Below are 14,869 nucleotides of genomic sequence, written 5' to 3'. Positions count from 1 at the left end.
CCGTCCGGCTTATTCCGCCGCCTGCTGATACTGGTATTCGGACGCCGGCGTGTTGTTCTGCACGTCGCCGCGCAGGCTTTCCACCACGCGCTCCAGCTCGACCGCCTGCTCCTGCAGCTGCAGCGCGCCGGCACGGCTTTCCTCCACCATGGCAGCGTTGCGCTGGGTCATCTGGTCGATATTGGTGACGGCGGCATTGATCTGCTCCAGCGCCAGAGCCTGCTCGCGGCTGGCGCCGGCGATATCGCCGACGATGCCGCCAACACCGGAAATCGACTCGACGATCCGGCCGAGCGCCCCGGCCGCCTGGCTGACCAGCTCAGCCCCCTGACGCACCTCGCCATTGGACTTCTGGATCAGCGTCTTGATCTCCTTCGAGGCATTGGCCGAACGCCCTGCGAGGGCCCGCACTTCCTGCGCGACGACGGCAAAGCCCTTGCCGGCCTCGCCGGCGCGGGCCGCTTCCACGCTGGCATTCAGCGCCAGCAGATTGGTCTGGAAGGCGATCTCGTCGATCAGCGACATGATGGTGCCGATCTGCTCGGCCGAGCCCTGCATGGCGGTCATCGCGTCGGTCACCCGGGCCATGATGCGGCCGCCCTCGTTGGCGGCGTCGGTGGCCTCATGGGCGCGCTGGCTGGCTGTGCCGGCGCTTTCGGCGTTCTGGCGCACCGTCTGCGTCACCTCATGCATGGTGGCCGCAGTTTCTTCCACGGTCGCCGCCTGGCTTTCGGTGCGGCTGGCCAGATCCTGGCTGGCCGAGATGATCTCGGCCGATGCCGAGGAAATCGTGCCCGAAGCCGCCATGATCGAACGGATCGCCAGCGCCTGCGTCGTGATATCGGTGGCGAACTTCACCACCTTGTAGGGCTTTCCCATCAGATCGAGGATCGGATTGTAGCTGGCCTGAATCCAGATTTCGCGGCCGCCCTTGCCCAGGCGCTTGTACTGGCCGGCATCGTAGTCGCCGCGCCCGAGCTTGTCCCAGAACTGGCGATAGGCCGGCGCCGCGGCCTCGGCCGGATCGAGGAACATGCGGTGATGCTTGCCCTGCACCTCGGCCAGGCTGTAGCCCAGCGTGGCGAGGAAATTCGGATTGGCGGTGAGGATCTTGCCGTCGAGATCGAATTCGATCACCGCCATGGCTTTCGAGATGGCGGATATCTGGCCTTCGAAATTCGCATTCGCCTGTTTGCGCGCGGTGATGTCGGTGGCGTATTTCACCACCTTGAACGGCCGGCCGTTCATGTCGCGGATCGGATTGTAACTGGCCTGGATCCAGATCGCACGGCCACCCTTGGCGATCCGGCGATATTCGGCCGCATCGTATTCGCCGCGACCAAGCTTGTCCCAGAACTGCGCATAGGCCGGCGATGCGGCCTCGGCCGGATCGACAAAGATGCGGTGATGCTGGCCCCTGATCTCGTCCAGCGTATAGCCGACAGCGTCGCAGAAATTCTCGTTGGCGTTGAGGATATTGCCCTTGAGATCGAACTCGATCACCGCCATGACCTTCGAGATCGCGTCGATCTGGCCCTGGAAATTCGCCTGCTCCAGCTTCTGCGCGGAGATGTCGGTGGCGAATTTCACCACCCGGCTGACCTTGCCGAAAGCGTTGAGGATCGGATTGTAGCTGGCCTGGATCCAGATTTCGCGGCCGCCCTTGCCCAGCCGCTTGTATTGGGCGGCGTCATACTCGCCGCGCCCGAGCTTGGCCCAGAAGGCCCTGTATTCGGCGCTCTGCGCATAGGCCGGTTCGACGAACATGCGGTGATGCTGGCCCTTGATCTCGGCCAGGCTGTACCCCATGGCGGCGAGGAAATTCTCGTTGGCGTCGAGGATGATGCCGGTGGGATCGAATTCGATCCGCGCCATCGATTTGTCGATGGCCTGCACGAGGCCCGTTTTGCCCGCCAGAATGCCCATGGTTCGCTCCGCCCGGTTGGTCATGGCGGAGCTGCAGGGATTGCAGGATGGTCCGCTGTGCCAAGGTCACGCGCGGGCGCGGCGATTGCAGCTAACTTTCCGATAACGTGAATACACCTATATCTGCGACACCGGATTCTTCGCGGATTTTTGTCCGGATATTATATCGCCCGGCTGCCCAGCAGCGGCCGCGCCGGCGCCGCCAGCGGCGCGACACTGCCAAGCTCCGTGGGATCGAGCGTGTCGAAACTGCCGCAGACTGCACAGAGCGGCGCCCAGTCGGCGGCGCCGCTGCCGCAATGGCCGCATTGCCACAGCGCCGATGCGCCGGCCTGCGCCCGCCAGTGATCCGCCGCAGACGGATCACCATCGCCCTCTTCGGCGAGACGCGCGAGCAGGCGTGCCGCCCAGGAGCCGCCGGCCGAACCGGCCTGATTGAGAAAACCGCGCGCCGCCGTGAAGTCGCGGTTCTGCAGCGCGGTGGCCGCGAGCAGAAGCTGGCTCGCGGTTTCGCGCCGGCGCTCGGCGACAAAGGCTTCTGCCGCGCTCATGCGCTGGGCCGGCGCCGTCTCCTGCTGCAGCGCCAGCCAGCTGTCCGCAAAGGCTTCTGCCGGACGGCGGGCAAAGGCGCGGTGCAGATGGAAGCCGGCAGCTTCGCGGGCGGCATGGTGATCGGCGGCGCGCGCCATCAGCAGCGGCGGCGCCGGATGTTCGGGCAGCGCCTTGGCCGCGCGCTCGGCCCAGTGCCGCGCCATGCGTTTGTCGTCGCGACGGAGCGCCGTCTGCGCCTCGGCCATGTCGAGCCGCGCATTCAGCGCCGCTTGCATCTCTTTGGTGACGGCCTTCTTCCTGCGCGCCAGGTCCAGGCGCTGCCGCGCGCCGTCCCAGTCGCCGGCTTCCACCAGCAGGCGCAGTTCGGCCTCGGCGGCAAAGGGCGAGGACGGCCTTAAGCGAGACGCCCGCTGCGCCTGCTCGAGTGCGGCCTCGCGATCATTGCGGCGGCGCGCATCGGCCAGAAGCCCGCGGGTGCCGAGGAAGGCCGTGCCGGGATCGCGGCTGAGCAGTTGATAGGCTTTCAATGCCAGCGCCTCGTCGCCCTTCAGCTGCGCCGCATGGGCGATCAGCAGCCGTGTCAGCGCCGGATCGTCGAGCTGCTTCTCGGCTTTCGCCGCCAGCGCCATGGCGCGGTCGGGTTCGCCGGCCGCCACCGCCACCATGCCGGCGGCGAAATTGGCATAGCCGCGCGCCTGCTTTTTCAGGCGGCGCCGCTGCGGCAAAGCGGCGGCCCAGGCGAGCGCCCAGGTGATCAGGAATCCAACCAGCAGGATCAGGCCGAAGGCCAGCGCCAGCAGCGGCGCCGGCGCCTCGATCACATGATCGAACCAGGTGAGGCGGATGCGGCCGGGCTGGTCGGCGAGCCAGGCGGCAAAGCCGGCCACCGCCATCAGCGCGCCAAGAACGATACCGCCGCGGATCAGACGCAGCATGGTCAGCGGACCGCCAGATGTCCGCGCAGCGCTGCGCCATAGGCATCCAGCGCGGCATCCAGTTTCAGCCGCGCCTCGGCCTGCCCGCGCCAGTCTTGCAGCGGCGCGACCAGCGTCACGCCATCCAGCGCCGCCACCGCCGCCGCCAGATCGCCCTGCAGCAGCGCGGCCTGCGCGATATCAAGACGACCATCCACCGTGGCACTGTCCAGCGTGCCGACGCGGCGGACGCTGACCAGGTTGCTCAGCTTGTCGAGGCTGCGCTGCCACCAGCTTTTGTCTTCGCTCGCAGCCGCAGCCACCGGCGTTGCACGCTGCTGCTCGGCCAGCGCGGCATAGCGCGCAACCAATGCGACCGATGACGGCACGCTCTGTTCGGCAAAGGGCTGCAGCGTGGCGAAGGCGGTCTTCAGGCTGCCGCCCTGGCTTTCCGCATACTGGCCGAGCTGCGTCGCCTCGTTGACGAATTTCTCGCCGCGCCGGGCATGCTCGCGCAACTCGCTCCAGGCGATCAGCTGCAGCACCGGTTCGCGCACCAGATCGCGCAGGGCGGTGTTGCGCGCCTCGGCGAGGTCGTTGAGCTTGGCCTGCAGGTCACTGACCTGGCCCTGTAATGCTGCGCGCTGGCTCGCCGTCGCTTCGCTGGCCTGGCGCAGGGCCGCCAGCTGCTGTTCCAGGTCGCGCAGCTTCTGCGGATCGCCGGCATTGGCGGCCGGCAGCTGCTGCAGCCGTTCGAGGCTGGCGGTCAGCGCGGTCAGCCGCTGCTCGAAGGCGTCGACGCGCGGATCGGCCACCGCCATCGGTGCCGGGACTGCAACCGGTGCCGGAGCGGCAACGGGGATGCTGGATGCGGGACGCGCAGCCGGCGGCGGTGCGAGGCTGCGCCCGGCGATCAGGTCGTCGAGCCGGCCGGTCACAGTGAGCTGGTAGCCGATGGCGACGGCGACACTCAGCACCACGGCACCGAGGATATACAGCACCACGCGGACGGTGCGCGAGCGCGGCTTCTCCAGCGGCTCGACATCGGCGTCGATGATCTTTTCCTGTCCGGGCTTGTCGCTCATTCTAAAGATCCCGTTCTTACAGCAGGGTCAGCAGGTCATCTTCCGACGGCGTCGCCGCCACCGTGACGCGGCGCCAGGGCAGGTCCCGTACGGCCTCCGCCACATTGGCGCTGAGGCAGAGCGCCGCGCAAGCATCGGCGCCGGCGGCAATGCCGGCCGCCTGCGTCAGGGTAACAAATGTCGCCGCCGTGCGGGGAGAGAAAAACAGCACGCCGTCATAGCCTTTCGCGCCGAATCTGGCCCGCACCGCCTCTGGCAGGGCGATGGCGGTTTCGGCGTCATAAAGCACGCAGCGCCGCACGTCATAGCCATCAGCCTGCAGCATGGCCTGCAGATCGCCGGCCCGCGCCGAGCCGGCCGCATGCAGTAACGCGCCAGACGCAGCCGAGTGCCGGGCGCGCACGAGTTGCGCCAGCAGATCGACATTGCCGCCGGCCGCCTCCACCTGCGCAAAACCCGCGGCCTTCGCCGCCAGCGCGCTGGCCGGGCCGACCGCATAGACGGTGAAATCGCGCCGCGACGTGGCGTCGCAGAAGGCCCGCAGGCCATTCGCAGATGTGAACAGCAGCGCGGTGACGCCATCCAGCGGCAATGACACGTCATGCTTGCGCCGGATCGCCAGCAGCGGCGCGGCATCGACGCTGTGGCCGGCCGCCAGCAGCCGCTGGCGCAGCGCCTGCGATTCCGCTTCGGGCCGGGTCAGCAGCAGATGCACGCGATTATATCCGCCGGTCAGACATCGAAAAAGCCGGGTCCGATGCGGGCCTTGAGCTGGCCGCCGATATCCTGGCCGAGCGCCACGCCGTCGCGCGCATTGCCGCGCCCGTCCAGTTCGATCAGCTCCGTGCCATCGGGCCGGGCGATGGCGCCGCGCAGCCGCATGCCGACGCCGTCGAGTTCGGCTAATGCTGCGATCGGCGTGCGGCAGGAGCCATCGAGCACGGCGAGCAGGGCCCGCTCGGCTTCCACCCGCATGCGCGTCGGCGCATCGTCTAAAGGTTTCAGGAAGTCGAGCACCCGGGTATCGCCGGCCCGGCATTCGATGCCGATGGCGCCCTGGGCCACGGCGGGCAGCATCTCGTCGGTCTGCAGCACGCGCATGCCCGGCGGTGCGATTTTCAGCCGGTTCAGCCCGGCCATCGCCAGGAAGGTGGCAGCCACCATGCCCTCTTCGAGGCGACGCAGCCGCGTCTGCACATTGCCGCGGAAATTCACCACGCTGAGATCGGGCCGGCGCGCCAGCAAAAACGCTTTCCGTCGCAGCGACGAGGTGCCGACGGTGGCGCCCTGCGGCAGATCGGCCAGCGCCATCGGCGCCATGCTGAGCAGCACGTCGCGCACATCTTCGCGCGGCAGGTAGACAGCCATCATCAGACCGTCGGGCAGCTGCGTCGGCATGTCCTTCATCGAATGCACGGCCAGGTCGATCTCGTCGGCCAGCAGCGCCTCTTCGATTTCCTTGGTGAACAGCCCCTTGCCGCCGGCCTCGGATAGCGGCCGGTCCTGGATCCTGTCGCCGGTGGTCTTGATGATGCGGATGGCGATCTCGGCCTCGCGTAAGGCCGGATGGGCCCTGAGCAGGCGGTCGCGGGTTTCCTGGGCCTGGGCCAGCGCCAGCGGCGAGCCGCGCGTTCCAATGGTCAGCACGGGAAGACCGGGGTTCACTTGCTGGCTTGGCGTCATAATGCTAGGCCTACTCGCTCTGTATATACTGTAGCAACCACCACTTGGGACGGACCCGGCGATGCTTGTGCTCGGCATCGAAACCAGCTGCGACGAGACCGCCTGCGCCATCGTTCAGGACCATGGCCCGCGGGGCAGGGATGACCGTGCCGGCCGCGTTGTCAGTCATAGCCTGTTCTCGCAAATGAGGGAACACGCGCCCTATGGCGGCGTGGTGCCGGAAATCGCCAGCCGCGCCCATATCGAACATCTGGACGGCCTGGTGGCCGAGAGCCTGAAGACCGCTGGCCTGCGCCTGGCCGACCTGGACGCCATCGCCGCCACCGCCGGGCCGGGCCTGATCGGCGGCGTCATGGTCGGGCTGATGACGGCCAAGACGCTGGCCTATGCCGCCAACAAACCGCTCATCGCCGTGAACCATCTGGAAGGCCATGCGCTGTCGGTCCGGCTGTCGGACGACGTGCCGTTTCCCTATCTGCTGCTGCTGGTCTCCGGCGGCCATTGCCAGTTCCTGATCGTCGAGGGCGTCGGACAGTATAAACGCCTCGGCACGACGATTGATGACGCCGCGGGCGAGGCGTTCGACAAGACCGCCAAGCTGCTGGGTCTGGGCTATCCCGGCGGACCCGCCATCGAGCGGCTCGCGAAAAGCGGCGATGCGACACGCTTTGTCCTGCCCAAACCGCTGAAGGGCCGGCCCGGCTGCGACTTCAGCTTCTCCGGCCTCAAGACCGCCGTGCGGCTGGCGCTGGAAAGCTGTGGCGACGCCCCGACTGCAACAGACAAGGCCGATCTGGCCGCCAGCTTCCAGCAGACCGTGATGGATGTGGTGCTGGACCGCAGCCGCAATGCCATTCAGCTGTTCGACTCTGCCCATAGGGCTGCCGGCCGGCATTTCGTCGTCGCCGGCGGCGTCGCCGCCAATGCCGCCCTGCGCGCTGGTCTGGTCGATCTCTCGGCGCAACATGGCCTGCAGTTCATCGCGCCACCGATGGCGCTGTGCACCGATAACGGCGCCATGATCGCCTGGGCCGGGCTGGAGCGCTTCCGCCTCGGGATGATCGACGATCTGGAGGCGCCGGCGCGGGCACGCTGGCCGCTGGATGCCATGGCGGCGGCGAAGCCGTTTGCAGGAATAAAGGCATGATGAAGATTGGCGTCATCGGCGGCGGTGCCTGGGGCACCGCGCTCGCTGCGCTCTCGGCCGAACAGGGCGAGACGATCCTGTGGGCGCGCAACGCCGACGTGGTGGCGATGATCAATCGTGACCACGCCAATGCCGCCTATCTGCCCGATGTGACGCTGCCTCCTGCCCTGAAAGCCACCGGCGATCTGTCCGCTCTGCGCGATTGCAGCGCCCTGGTGCTGGCCGTGCCGGCGCAGAGCCTGCGTGAATTCGCCAAACAGATCGGCAGCGCGCTGCCCGGCCATGCGCCGCTGGTGATCGCCGCCAAGGGCATCGAGATCGGCAGCGGGCTGCTGCCTTCGGAAGTCATTGCATCGGCACTGCCAAGCCGGCCGATTGCCATTCTCACCGGGCCCAATTTTGCCGGCGAAGTGGCGCGCCGCCTGCCGGCTGCCGCCACGCTGGCCTGCACCGATGCGGCGCTGGGCGAGCGGCTGATGCAGCGGCTCGGCCGCCCGACCTTCCGGCCGTATCTGTCCGACGACGTGATCGGCGCGCAGATCGGCGGCGCCGTGAAGAATGTGCTGGCGATTGCCTGCGGCATCGTCATCGGCAAGGTGCTGGGCGACAATGCGCGCGCCGCGCTGATTACGCGCGGCCTCGCTGAAATGACACGCCTTGGCCTGGCCATGGGCGCCAGACGCGAAACGCTGATGGGGCTTTCAGGCCTCGGCGATCTGGTTCTGACCTGCTCGGGACCGCAGTCGCGCAATCTTTCGGTCGGCGTGGCGCTGGGCGAAGGCCGGACTTTGCGCGAGATCATGGCCGGCCGTCGCACCGTGGCCGAAGGCGTGCATACGGCGCAGGCCCTGCAGGTGCTGGCGCGCAAGCTGGATGTGGAACTGCCGATCTGCGCCGCCGTCGATGCCGTGCTGCATCACGGCGCCGGAATCGAGGAAATGCTGTTTGCGCTGCTGGCGCGTCCCTTCAAGGCTGAGGCTTGAGACATGAACTACTGGCTGATGAAATCCGAACCCTCCGCCTGGTCCTGGGACAGCCAGGTCAAGAAGAAGGTCGAGAGCTGGAACGGCGTGCGCAACTACCAGGCCGCCAACAACATGAAGGCGATGAAGCTGGGCGACCGCGCCTTTTTCTATCATTCGGTGGACGAGAAGCAGATCGTCGGCATCGTCGAGGTCTGCAAGCTGTATCACCCGGACCCGACCGACGAGACCGGCAAGTTCGGCATGGTGAGCGTGAAAGCCCTGCTTCCGTTAAAAACGCCTGTCACGCTCGCCCAGATCAAGGCCGAGCCGAAGCTGAAAGAACTGGCGCTGCTGCGGCAGTCGCGGCTGTCGGTCTCGCCTGTGGATGCAGCAAGCTGGAAGCTGATCTGTAAAATGGGCGGCGTCAGCGCGTAATGGTTATCGATTATCGTCGCTCTCGCGGAAGCGGGAGCCCAGTTTTGTCTCTGGCCCTGGATGCCCGCTTTCGCGGGCATGACGAAATTGGGTTGGGATCATGACCACTGCCCGCCCGAACCAGCCCGCCCCCGGCACCAGGCTGCTGCGCTTCGATGAACTGGAGGCAACCGACGCCAAGGGCTTCACCTGGGGCGAGGGCAAGGACCGCTTCCAGTGTTTCGTGGTGCGCTGGCAGGATGCCGTCTTCGGCTATGTCAACGAATGCCCGCATGTGCGCACCTCGCTGGACTGGCAACCCGACAAATTCTTCAACATGAAAAAGACGGCGCTGCAATGCGGCACCCATGGCGCCCTGTTCACCATCCATGACGGGCTCTGCTATATCGGCCCGTGCAAGAACAAGGCGATCCCGGCGTTTCCGGTAAAGCTCGATACGGACGGCTGGGTGGTGGTCGCTTAAAAGATTTGCGGCTGGAGTTGCGCGAGGGACGCCGCTCCAGCCGCTTTCAGCGACCGCAGGCAGGGTGGGAGGAGCTGCGGCAGCCGACTTGCGAATTTTTCGCCCGATGATTCCTGACGCCTAGCCGGCGCGGGCAATCACCCGGATGTCGCGACAGGCGTCGCAGACGCTGAGCAGGGCATCGCCCAGCAGAGATAACCCAAGTCCAGACAACACTGGGCGGTGCGATGGCTTGCGGCGGGACATCGATGTCTCCTTCCTCATCACAACACATCCTTGCGACGGCAAAGGCCGCCAGATCGTCACTTCGTCAGGATCAGCTTGCCGGCGGCCGTTATGCGCAGACGGTATTCCGCGCCGTTATGCACCAGCTCCACTTCCCGGCCGCCGCGGAAGATGCAGCGGCTGTCATACCGGGCGTTGCCGCCCTTGCCGAGATTGGTGGCGCGCAGCTCGGTGACCGTCGCGGTCTCGGCCTGCCGCGTCCGCGGACACTTGCTCTGGCTTTCCTGCATCAAGGTCAATTCCTGTCGGGCCAGCCCCGGCCCGTGCAAATGACTATAGGTCGCAATGACGCTGAATGCAAGTGAGAATAAGTCGCAAATTCTACCAAGCCCATGAAATTGTATGCCCGGACCAGTTAAGCCCGGCTTCTTTGGGCTCCGGACAGCAAAAACCCGCAGCCGTTGCCGGCCGCGGGTTTGCGCAAGCCCACCCTGAGCGGGCGGGTCAGATTTGAATGGGTCAGGCCGGCTCGGCGCTGCGCTGGCGCAGGCGGGCGGCCAGACGGCGGATTTCCGATTCCTGGACACCGTCGCGGCGCATCAGCAACTGGGTCATCGGATCGGCCAGCATCTCGTTGAGACCGGGCTCGTTGGTGTTCCAGCAGACCGTACTGCTGCGGATCAGGTGAATCGCAGTCGTGCGTGCGTCTTGCATGGGCCCCTCCTTCGGTTCTGTAAAACGTGCTGGCTTGCTCTGTGATCTATGGCGGGACTTTAATTGGACAAGCATGCTGGTGGTGTGACGAGAATAAGGTTTTTGTGTGATCCGGTGTTTGTGTGCGCCTGATTACAAATGCAGGCGCGTGCACTGCAACATCGCAGCGATGTGATGTTGTCAGATGCAATATGCTGCAGCCGTCACAGACCGCTGCAGTGCGCAACGGGCAGAATGGCGCAGACCGAGCCGGGAGATTGCGGACATGACGGGCAGGCAGACAGCGTGATCGGGTTCCTGGCGAAACGACCGCCGCGCACGCCGCTGGGTGAGCGGCTCAGCCGCTCCATCGCCGAGGAAGAAACCCGCGGCCGCCGCTTCGCCTTCCGCGCCCGCATCGTTGCCGTGCTGACCGTGATGCTCTGGCTGGTGCTGGCGATCGAGCCGCAGCGCCAGCTGTATTATCTCTCGGTCACCAGCGGCTTCCTGCTGCTCGGCCTGGTCCCGCATCTGCTGCACCGGCACCGCTATGCCGTGCCGATCCGCTTCGGCTTCATCCTGCTCGACGTCATCCTGATCACCGCGGTGGTGATCCTGCCGCCGCCCGGCATGATCGATTTCGGCTTTCCGATCCAGATGCGGGTGCGCGGCCCGGAATTCCTCTACCTGGTGCTGCTGATCGTCGGCGCGGCGCTGTCCTATTCACCGCTGCAGGTGATCTGGACCGGGCTGTGCGTCGTCGCGGTGTGGTCGATGGGCGTGGTGCTGGTGGCGATGCGGTCCGACACGCTGCCCTATACGCCGGGCGTCGAAGCCTCGCCGCAGGCGCTGCTGCAGTTCATCACCAACCCGTATTATGTCGGCTATTTCCAGCTGCTGAACCAGGTGGTGCTGACCGTCATCGCCACCGCATTACTGGCCGCCGCCGTGTGGCGTGCCCGCGCCCTGCTGCTGCGCCAGACCCGCGGCGAGATCGCGCGCGCCGCCCTGGCCCGCTATGTCTCGCCCGATGTGGCCGAGGGCATCCTGTCGAGCGAGCAGAATTTCGGCACGCCGACCAACCGCCGCGTCGCCCTTCTGTTCGCCGATATCGTCGGCTTCACCGGCCAGTCCGAACGCATGGCACCGGACCGCGTGGTGCGCTTCCTCAAGAGTTTCCACGAACGCGGCAGCGGCGTGGTGTTCCGCCATGGCGGCACGCTGGACAAATATCTGGGCGACGGCTTCCTCGCCACCTTCGGCACCCTGCATGAACAGGCGGATTCGGCTGCCCGCGCCATCCGCTGCGCCATCGACCTGCAGGCCGAGATCGAGCGCTGGAACACCAAGCGGCAGGCCCGCGGCGTGCCGCAGGTGCGGCTGTCGGTCGGCGTGCATTACGGCCCGGTCGTCGTCGGCAATTTCGGCAGCGACCAGCGCATGGAATTCACCGTGGTGGGCGACGCCGTCAATATCGCCAGCCGCCTGGAAGCCCTGACCCGGCTGCTCGACTGCAAGATCGCGGTCTCCGACGCGGCGCTGACGGAAGCCGCGCTGCATGACCAGACGCTGCCGCGCTTCGAATCCGCCGGCGACCGCCGCCTGGATGGCCGCGAACAGACCGTCTCGGTGCAGGTCTGGCCACCCCGGAGCTGATCAGCCCGCGTCGTGGAAGATGATGCCGAGCGTGTAGCGCGCGCCGCTGCGGATGCGGCTGACGCCATGGCGCATGGCCACCCGGTATGAGCCGCGCGCGCCATCTACCGGCCGGGTGTTGACGGCAAAGATCACCGCCTCGCCTTTTTTCAGCGGCACGACCTCGGCGCGGCTCTGGCTGCGCGGCTTGTTCTCGACCAGCACGAACTCGCCGCCGTCGAAGCCGTCGTTGAGCAGGATGGTGAGCTGCAGCGGAAACACCAGATCGCCATAGAGATCCTGGTGCAGGCGGTTGTAGTCGCCGGGGCCGTATTTGAGCAGCAGCGGCGTCGGGCGCGACTGCCCGGCGTCATGGCACAGCTTGATATAGTCGGCATGCACTGCCGGGAAGCGCGTGGCGACTGACATGCTTTCGGCCCAGCGGTTGGCCAGCGGCACCAGATGCGGATAGAGGCCGGTGCGCAATGTGGCGATCGCAGCGGGCAGCGGATATTTGAAATACTGGTATTCGCCCTGGCCGAAGCCGTGGCGCGCCATCACCACGCGGCTGCGGAACAGCGCCTGCTGTTCATAGGATTCGATCAGCGCGGCGCAGTCGTCAGCAGATAACAACGGCGCGCCTGTTGTGGCAAAGCCATCGGCATCCAGACTTTTAAGCAGCGCCGGCCAGTCGAGCTTGTTAATGCGGGAGGCAAGATCGGTCATGCCGCCATCCTAGCGACGCCGGCCGTCGGCGCGCTTCCCGTTTATTGCGGACCGAGTGCGGCGGCAAAGGCCGCCGTATCGGTATAGATGCGGTATTCGGCGATCTTGCTTCTGCCTGACTCATCTGGCTCGAAACGGAAGGCATTGGTCATGCTGACGCGCAGGTCTTTGCCCGAACGTTTGGCGCGCCAGTGGCCGCGGCCCAGCACCACCACCCAGTCGCCCTCGGATATCACCGCCTCCTGCGCCACCTCGATGATCTCGAGCGCATCGCGCACCTTGTCGAGGAAGCGCTTGTAGGCCTCGTAACCTTCGTGCACGCCGACCCAGGGCAGCAGGCCCGGCGGGCCGAAATAGCGCACGGTGATCCCCGGTGTCAGCAAACCTTCCAGCGTGCCGAAATCGCCGGTGCGCAACGCCGCGTAATAGCTGTCGAGAACCGCTTTGCTCATGTCACGCCGCCAGAAACGCCTTGTAGCTTTCGGCCAGCTCGGGCACCACCGCTTCGACAATCGTCTTGCCGTGTTCCTTGGTGGCCAGCGCCGGGTTGGAACCGATGCGGCCATCGGGGAAGCGGCGGCGATAGTCCATCGCATCGGTGAAGCCGCCATGGGGTGCGATGCGCGGCGTCATCTCCACGGTCTTCACCGCGTCGGGATAGGCATGGAAGGTGACCGAGACTTCGCTGGGCGTGGCATGGCTGCCTTCCTCGCCCGGAAACAGGCTGTTGGACAGGCGGCGCGCGCTCGGCGCTTCCCACCAGTTCTTGATGGCGCAGCGCAGCGCCGGCGTATTCGTCCCCGGCTGCGCGAGCGAGGCCTCGGCATAGATTTCGGAGAACGCCGCCGTCACGGTGGCGACATTGCCGCCATGGCCGTTGAGGAAAAAGAAGCGGTCGAAGCCGTGGCGGCTGAGACTGGCGACCGTGTCGCGGATCACCGCGATCAGGGTGGAGGGCCGCAAGGTCATCGAACCGGGGAAGCCCAGATGATGCTGGGCCATGCCGACATTGATGGTGGGCGCCACCAGGGCATCGGCGGCCTTGCCGACTTCGGCGGCAAAGACCTCGGCGCAGATCGCATCGGTGCCGACCAGGCCGTTGGGGCCATGCTGCTCGGTGGAGCCGATCGGGATGATGATCCCGGTGGAACGCTTCAGATAGGTTTCCACCTCGGCCCAGGTACTCAGATGCAGCTGCATGCCCGCCAGTCTCCCCATGTTAAGACCTTGAATAAAAAGGGCAGCGTGGCGGGAAGTCCAGCGCCGGGCCGGGGCAATCACGGCCACCGGTGCCGGAGGGCAGGCCCGTTGCGCTTCCTTCGGCTTCGCTGGCGTTCGTTTCGCTTCGATCCGCTTCCTTTGCGGTCCTTTTGCTTCGTTTGAGCCTCATTCCGCTTCGTCTGGCTTCGTTTCGCTTCCCTCGGCTTCGCGTTAACCGATTTCACCACCTCTGCGCGAAGCCGCCTGACCCGGCTCGGAATATAAGAACATAGTGTGAACTTTTGTCCGTTCAAGTCCGCCGCCGGGCATGAGCCGGCCGACGCCCGGAAACCGGACTCCTCGCTTGACGGCCCCCCCCTTATCCCTATGATGCGCCCGCCCTCCCCGCCTCCTCAGCGGGGGGATCGGCATTCCTTGCATGGACCGGGTCGTCGTGGCTGCCGTCCGACCATGCGCCGAATCAGGACTACACACAGAATGAGCAAGCGTCAGGAATCCAAGTACAAGATTAATCGCCGCCTGGGCGAAAACCTCTGGGGTCGCGCCAAGAGCCCGCTGAACAAGCGCGAATATCCGCCGGGTCAGCATGGTCAGAAGCGCAAGAAGCCGACTGACTACGGCACCCAGTTGATGGCCAAGCAGCGCCTCAAGGGCTACTACGGCAACATCACCGAGAAGCAGTTCCGTCGCGCCTTCGCGGAAGCGAACCGTCGTCGCGGCGATACCTCGGAGAACCTCATCGGCCTGCTCGAGCGTCGTCTCGACGCCGTGGTCTACCGCATGAAGGTGGTCGCCACCGTGTTCGCCGCCCGCCAGTTCATCAATCACGGCCATATCGCCGTGAACGGCAAGCGCGTCACCATCGCCAGCTACCAGATCCGCGTCGGTGACGTGATCGAAGTGCGCGGCGCCGCGAAGGAATACACCTTCGTGCTGGAAGCGCTGAAGTCGAGCGAGCGCGACATCCCCGACTATATCGAGATGGATGAAGGCAAGCTGAAGGCCACGTTCAAGCGTGTGCCGCTGCTCGCTGATGTCCCGTACCCGGTCAAGATGGACCCGGCCGTGGTCGTCGAGTTCTACTCGCGCTGATCCTTCGATCTTCGATCCGAAGACATCAAAGGCCGCTCTCACGAGCGGCCTTTTTTGTTGGATTTCTCACGACAAATGCATGGTAGAGTTGTGCGGATTTTACCGGG

General features: G+C 65.9%; 17 protein-coding genes. 6 read left to right on the top strand and 11 right to left on the bottom strand.

The features are described 5' to 3' along the window. Positions 1–9 precede the first annotated feature (9 nt). The 5 genes from AC1ROB_RS03395 to hemC all read right to left on the bottom strand — a co-directional run bounded on the left by AC1ROB_RS03395 (position 10) and on the right by hemC (position 6,124). Entirely contained in the window at positions 10–1,926 is a 1,917-nt protein-coding gene (locus AC1ROB_RS03395; protein WP_493031381.1) for a methyl-accepting chemotaxis protein, read from the bottom strand. Positions 1,927–2,087: 161 nt separating this feature from the next. Then, positions 2,088–3,413 carry a heme biosynthesis HemY N-terminal domain-containing protein gene (locus tag AC1ROB_RS03390; protein ID WP_492973711.1) on the bottom strand — a complete coding sequence of 442 codons (1,326 nt, stop codon included), beginning with the start codon at positions 3,411–3,413 and terminating at the stop codon, positions 2,088–2,090. Between the two features lie 2 nt (positions 3,414–3,415). Further along, positions 3,416–4,477, bottom strand: a complete 1,062-nt coding sequence (locus AC1ROB_RS03385) for a COG4223 family protein (protein ID WP_492973710.1) — start codon at positions 4,475–4,477, stop codon at positions 3,416–3,418. A gap of 16 nt (positions 4,478–4,493) precedes the next feature. Beyond that, a complete protein-coding gene (locus AC1ROB_RS03380) occupies positions 4,494–5,192 on the bottom strand; it encodes a uroporphyrinogen-III synthase (protein WP_492973709.1) in 699 nt (232 codons plus the stop codon). Positions 5,193–5,209: 17 nt separating this feature from the next. Then, positions 5,210–6,124 carry a hydroxymethylbilane synthase gene (gene hemC / locus AC1ROB_RS03375; protein WP_492973708.1) on the bottom strand — a complete coding sequence of 305 codons (915 nt, stop codon included), beginning with the start codon at positions 6,122–6,124 and terminating at the stop codon, positions 5,210–5,212. 97 nt (positions 6,125–6,221) lie between these two features. On the opposite strand from hemC, the gene tsaD reads away from it, so the two are divergent. The 4 genes from tsaD to AC1ROB_RS03355 all read left to right on the top strand — a co-directional run bounded on the left by tsaD (position 6,222) and on the right by AC1ROB_RS03355 (position 9,170). Beyond that, positions 6,222–7,307, top strand: coding sequence for a tRNA (adenosine(37)-N6)-threonylcarbamoyltransferase complex transferase subunit TsaD (tsaD, locus tag AC1ROB_RS03370; protein WP_492973707.1), 1,086 nt, complete (start codon positions 6,222–6,224; stop codon positions 7,305–7,307). Then, positions 7,304–8,290 carry an NAD(P)H-dependent glycerol-3-phosphate dehydrogenase gene (locus AC1ROB_RS03365; RefSeq protein ID WP_492973706.1) on the top strand — a complete coding sequence of 329 codons (987 nt, stop codon included), beginning with the start codon at positions 7,304–7,306 and terminating at the stop codon, positions 8,288–8,290. The genes tsaD and AC1ROB_RS03365 overlap by 4 nt, the downstream gene beginning before the upstream one ends. Positions 8,291–8,293: 3 nt before the next feature. Next, positions 8,294–8,707: an EVE domain-containing protein gene (locus AC1ROB_RS03360; RefSeq protein WP_492973705.1), complete on the top strand. Its 414-nt coding sequence runs from the start codon at positions 8,294–8,296 to the stop codon at positions 8,705–8,707. A gap of 100 nt (positions 8,708–8,807) precedes the next feature. Beyond that, positions 8,808–9,170 carry a Rieske (2Fe-2S) protein gene (locus AC1ROB_RS03355; RefSeq protein WP_492973704.1) on the top strand — a complete coding sequence of 121 codons (363 nt, stop codon included), beginning with the start codon at positions 8,808–8,810 and terminating at the stop codon, positions 9,168–9,170. A 120-nt stretch (positions 9,171–9,290) separates the two neighbouring features. Here the strand turns inward: AC1ROB_RS03355 and AC1ROB_RS03350 are convergent, their stop codons facing one another. The 3 genes from AC1ROB_RS03350 to AC1ROB_RS03340 all read right to left on the bottom strand — a co-directional run bounded on the left by AC1ROB_RS03350 (position 9,291) and on the right by AC1ROB_RS03340 (position 10,109). After that, on the bottom strand, positions 9,291–9,416 hold the full coding sequence (locus tag AC1ROB_RS03350) for a hypothetical protein (protein WP_492973703.1): 126 nt from the start codon (positions 9,414–9,416) through the stop codon (positions 9,291–9,293). Between the two features lie 56 nt (positions 9,417–9,472). Next, complete coding sequence (gene hemP / locus AC1ROB_RS03345) at positions 9,473–9,685, bottom strand: hemin uptake protein HemP (RefSeq protein WP_492973721.1); 213 nt, start codon at positions 9,683–9,685, stop codon at positions 9,473–9,475. Between the two features lie 229 nt (positions 9,686–9,914). Further along, complete coding sequence (locus AC1ROB_RS03340) at positions 9,915–10,109, bottom strand: hypothetical protein (protein ID WP_492973702.1); 195 nt, start codon at positions 10,107–10,109, stop codon at positions 9,915–9,917. A 285-nt stretch (positions 10,110–10,394) separates the two neighbouring features. Between AC1ROB_RS03340 and AC1ROB_RS03335 the strand changes: the two genes are divergently transcribed. Further along, the gene (locus tag AC1ROB_RS03335; RefSeq protein WP_492973701.1) at positions 10,395–11,744 is read left to right on the top strand and encodes an adenylate/guanylate cyclase domain-containing protein; all 1,350 of its coding nucleotides are present in this window, start codon (positions 10,395–10,397) and stop codon (positions 11,742–11,744) included. Here AC1ROB_RS03335 and AC1ROB_RS03330 read toward each other — a convergent pair whose 3' ends face one another. The 3 genes from AC1ROB_RS03330 to AC1ROB_RS03320 are packed head-to-tail and all read right to left on the bottom strand — an operon-like array spanning position 11,745 to position 13,649. Further along, complete coding sequence (locus AC1ROB_RS03330) at positions 11,745–12,449, bottom strand: 2OG-Fe(II) oxygenase (protein ID WP_492973700.1); 705 nt, start codon at positions 12,447–12,449, stop codon at positions 11,745–11,747. A 41-nt stretch (positions 12,450–12,490) separates the two neighbouring features. Then, on the bottom strand, positions 12,491–12,901 hold the full coding sequence (locus AC1ROB_RS03325; protein WP_492973699.1) for a nuclear transport factor 2 family protein: 411 nt from the start codon (positions 12,899–12,901) through the stop codon (positions 12,491–12,493). Between the two features lies 1 nt (position 12,902). Next, positions 12,903–13,649, bottom strand: a complete 747-nt coding sequence (locus AC1ROB_RS03320; RefSeq protein WP_492973698.1) for a creatininase family protein — start codon at positions 13,647–13,649, stop codon at positions 12,903–12,905. A 498-nt stretch (positions 13,650–14,147) separates the two neighbouring features. On the opposite strand from AC1ROB_RS03320, the gene rpsD reads away from it, so the two are divergent. Then, complete coding sequence (gene rpsD, locus AC1ROB_RS03315; RefSeq protein WP_492973697.1) at positions 14,148–14,762, top strand: 30S ribosomal protein S4; 615 nt, start codon at positions 14,148–14,150, stop codon at positions 14,760–14,762. Positions 14,763–14,869 lie beyond the last annotated feature (107 nt).

The sequence above is a fragment of the Ferrovibrio sp. GW821-FHT12F09 genome (assembly GCF_058806775.1).
This window is presented reverse-complemented; position numbering and strand designations above follow the sequence as displayed.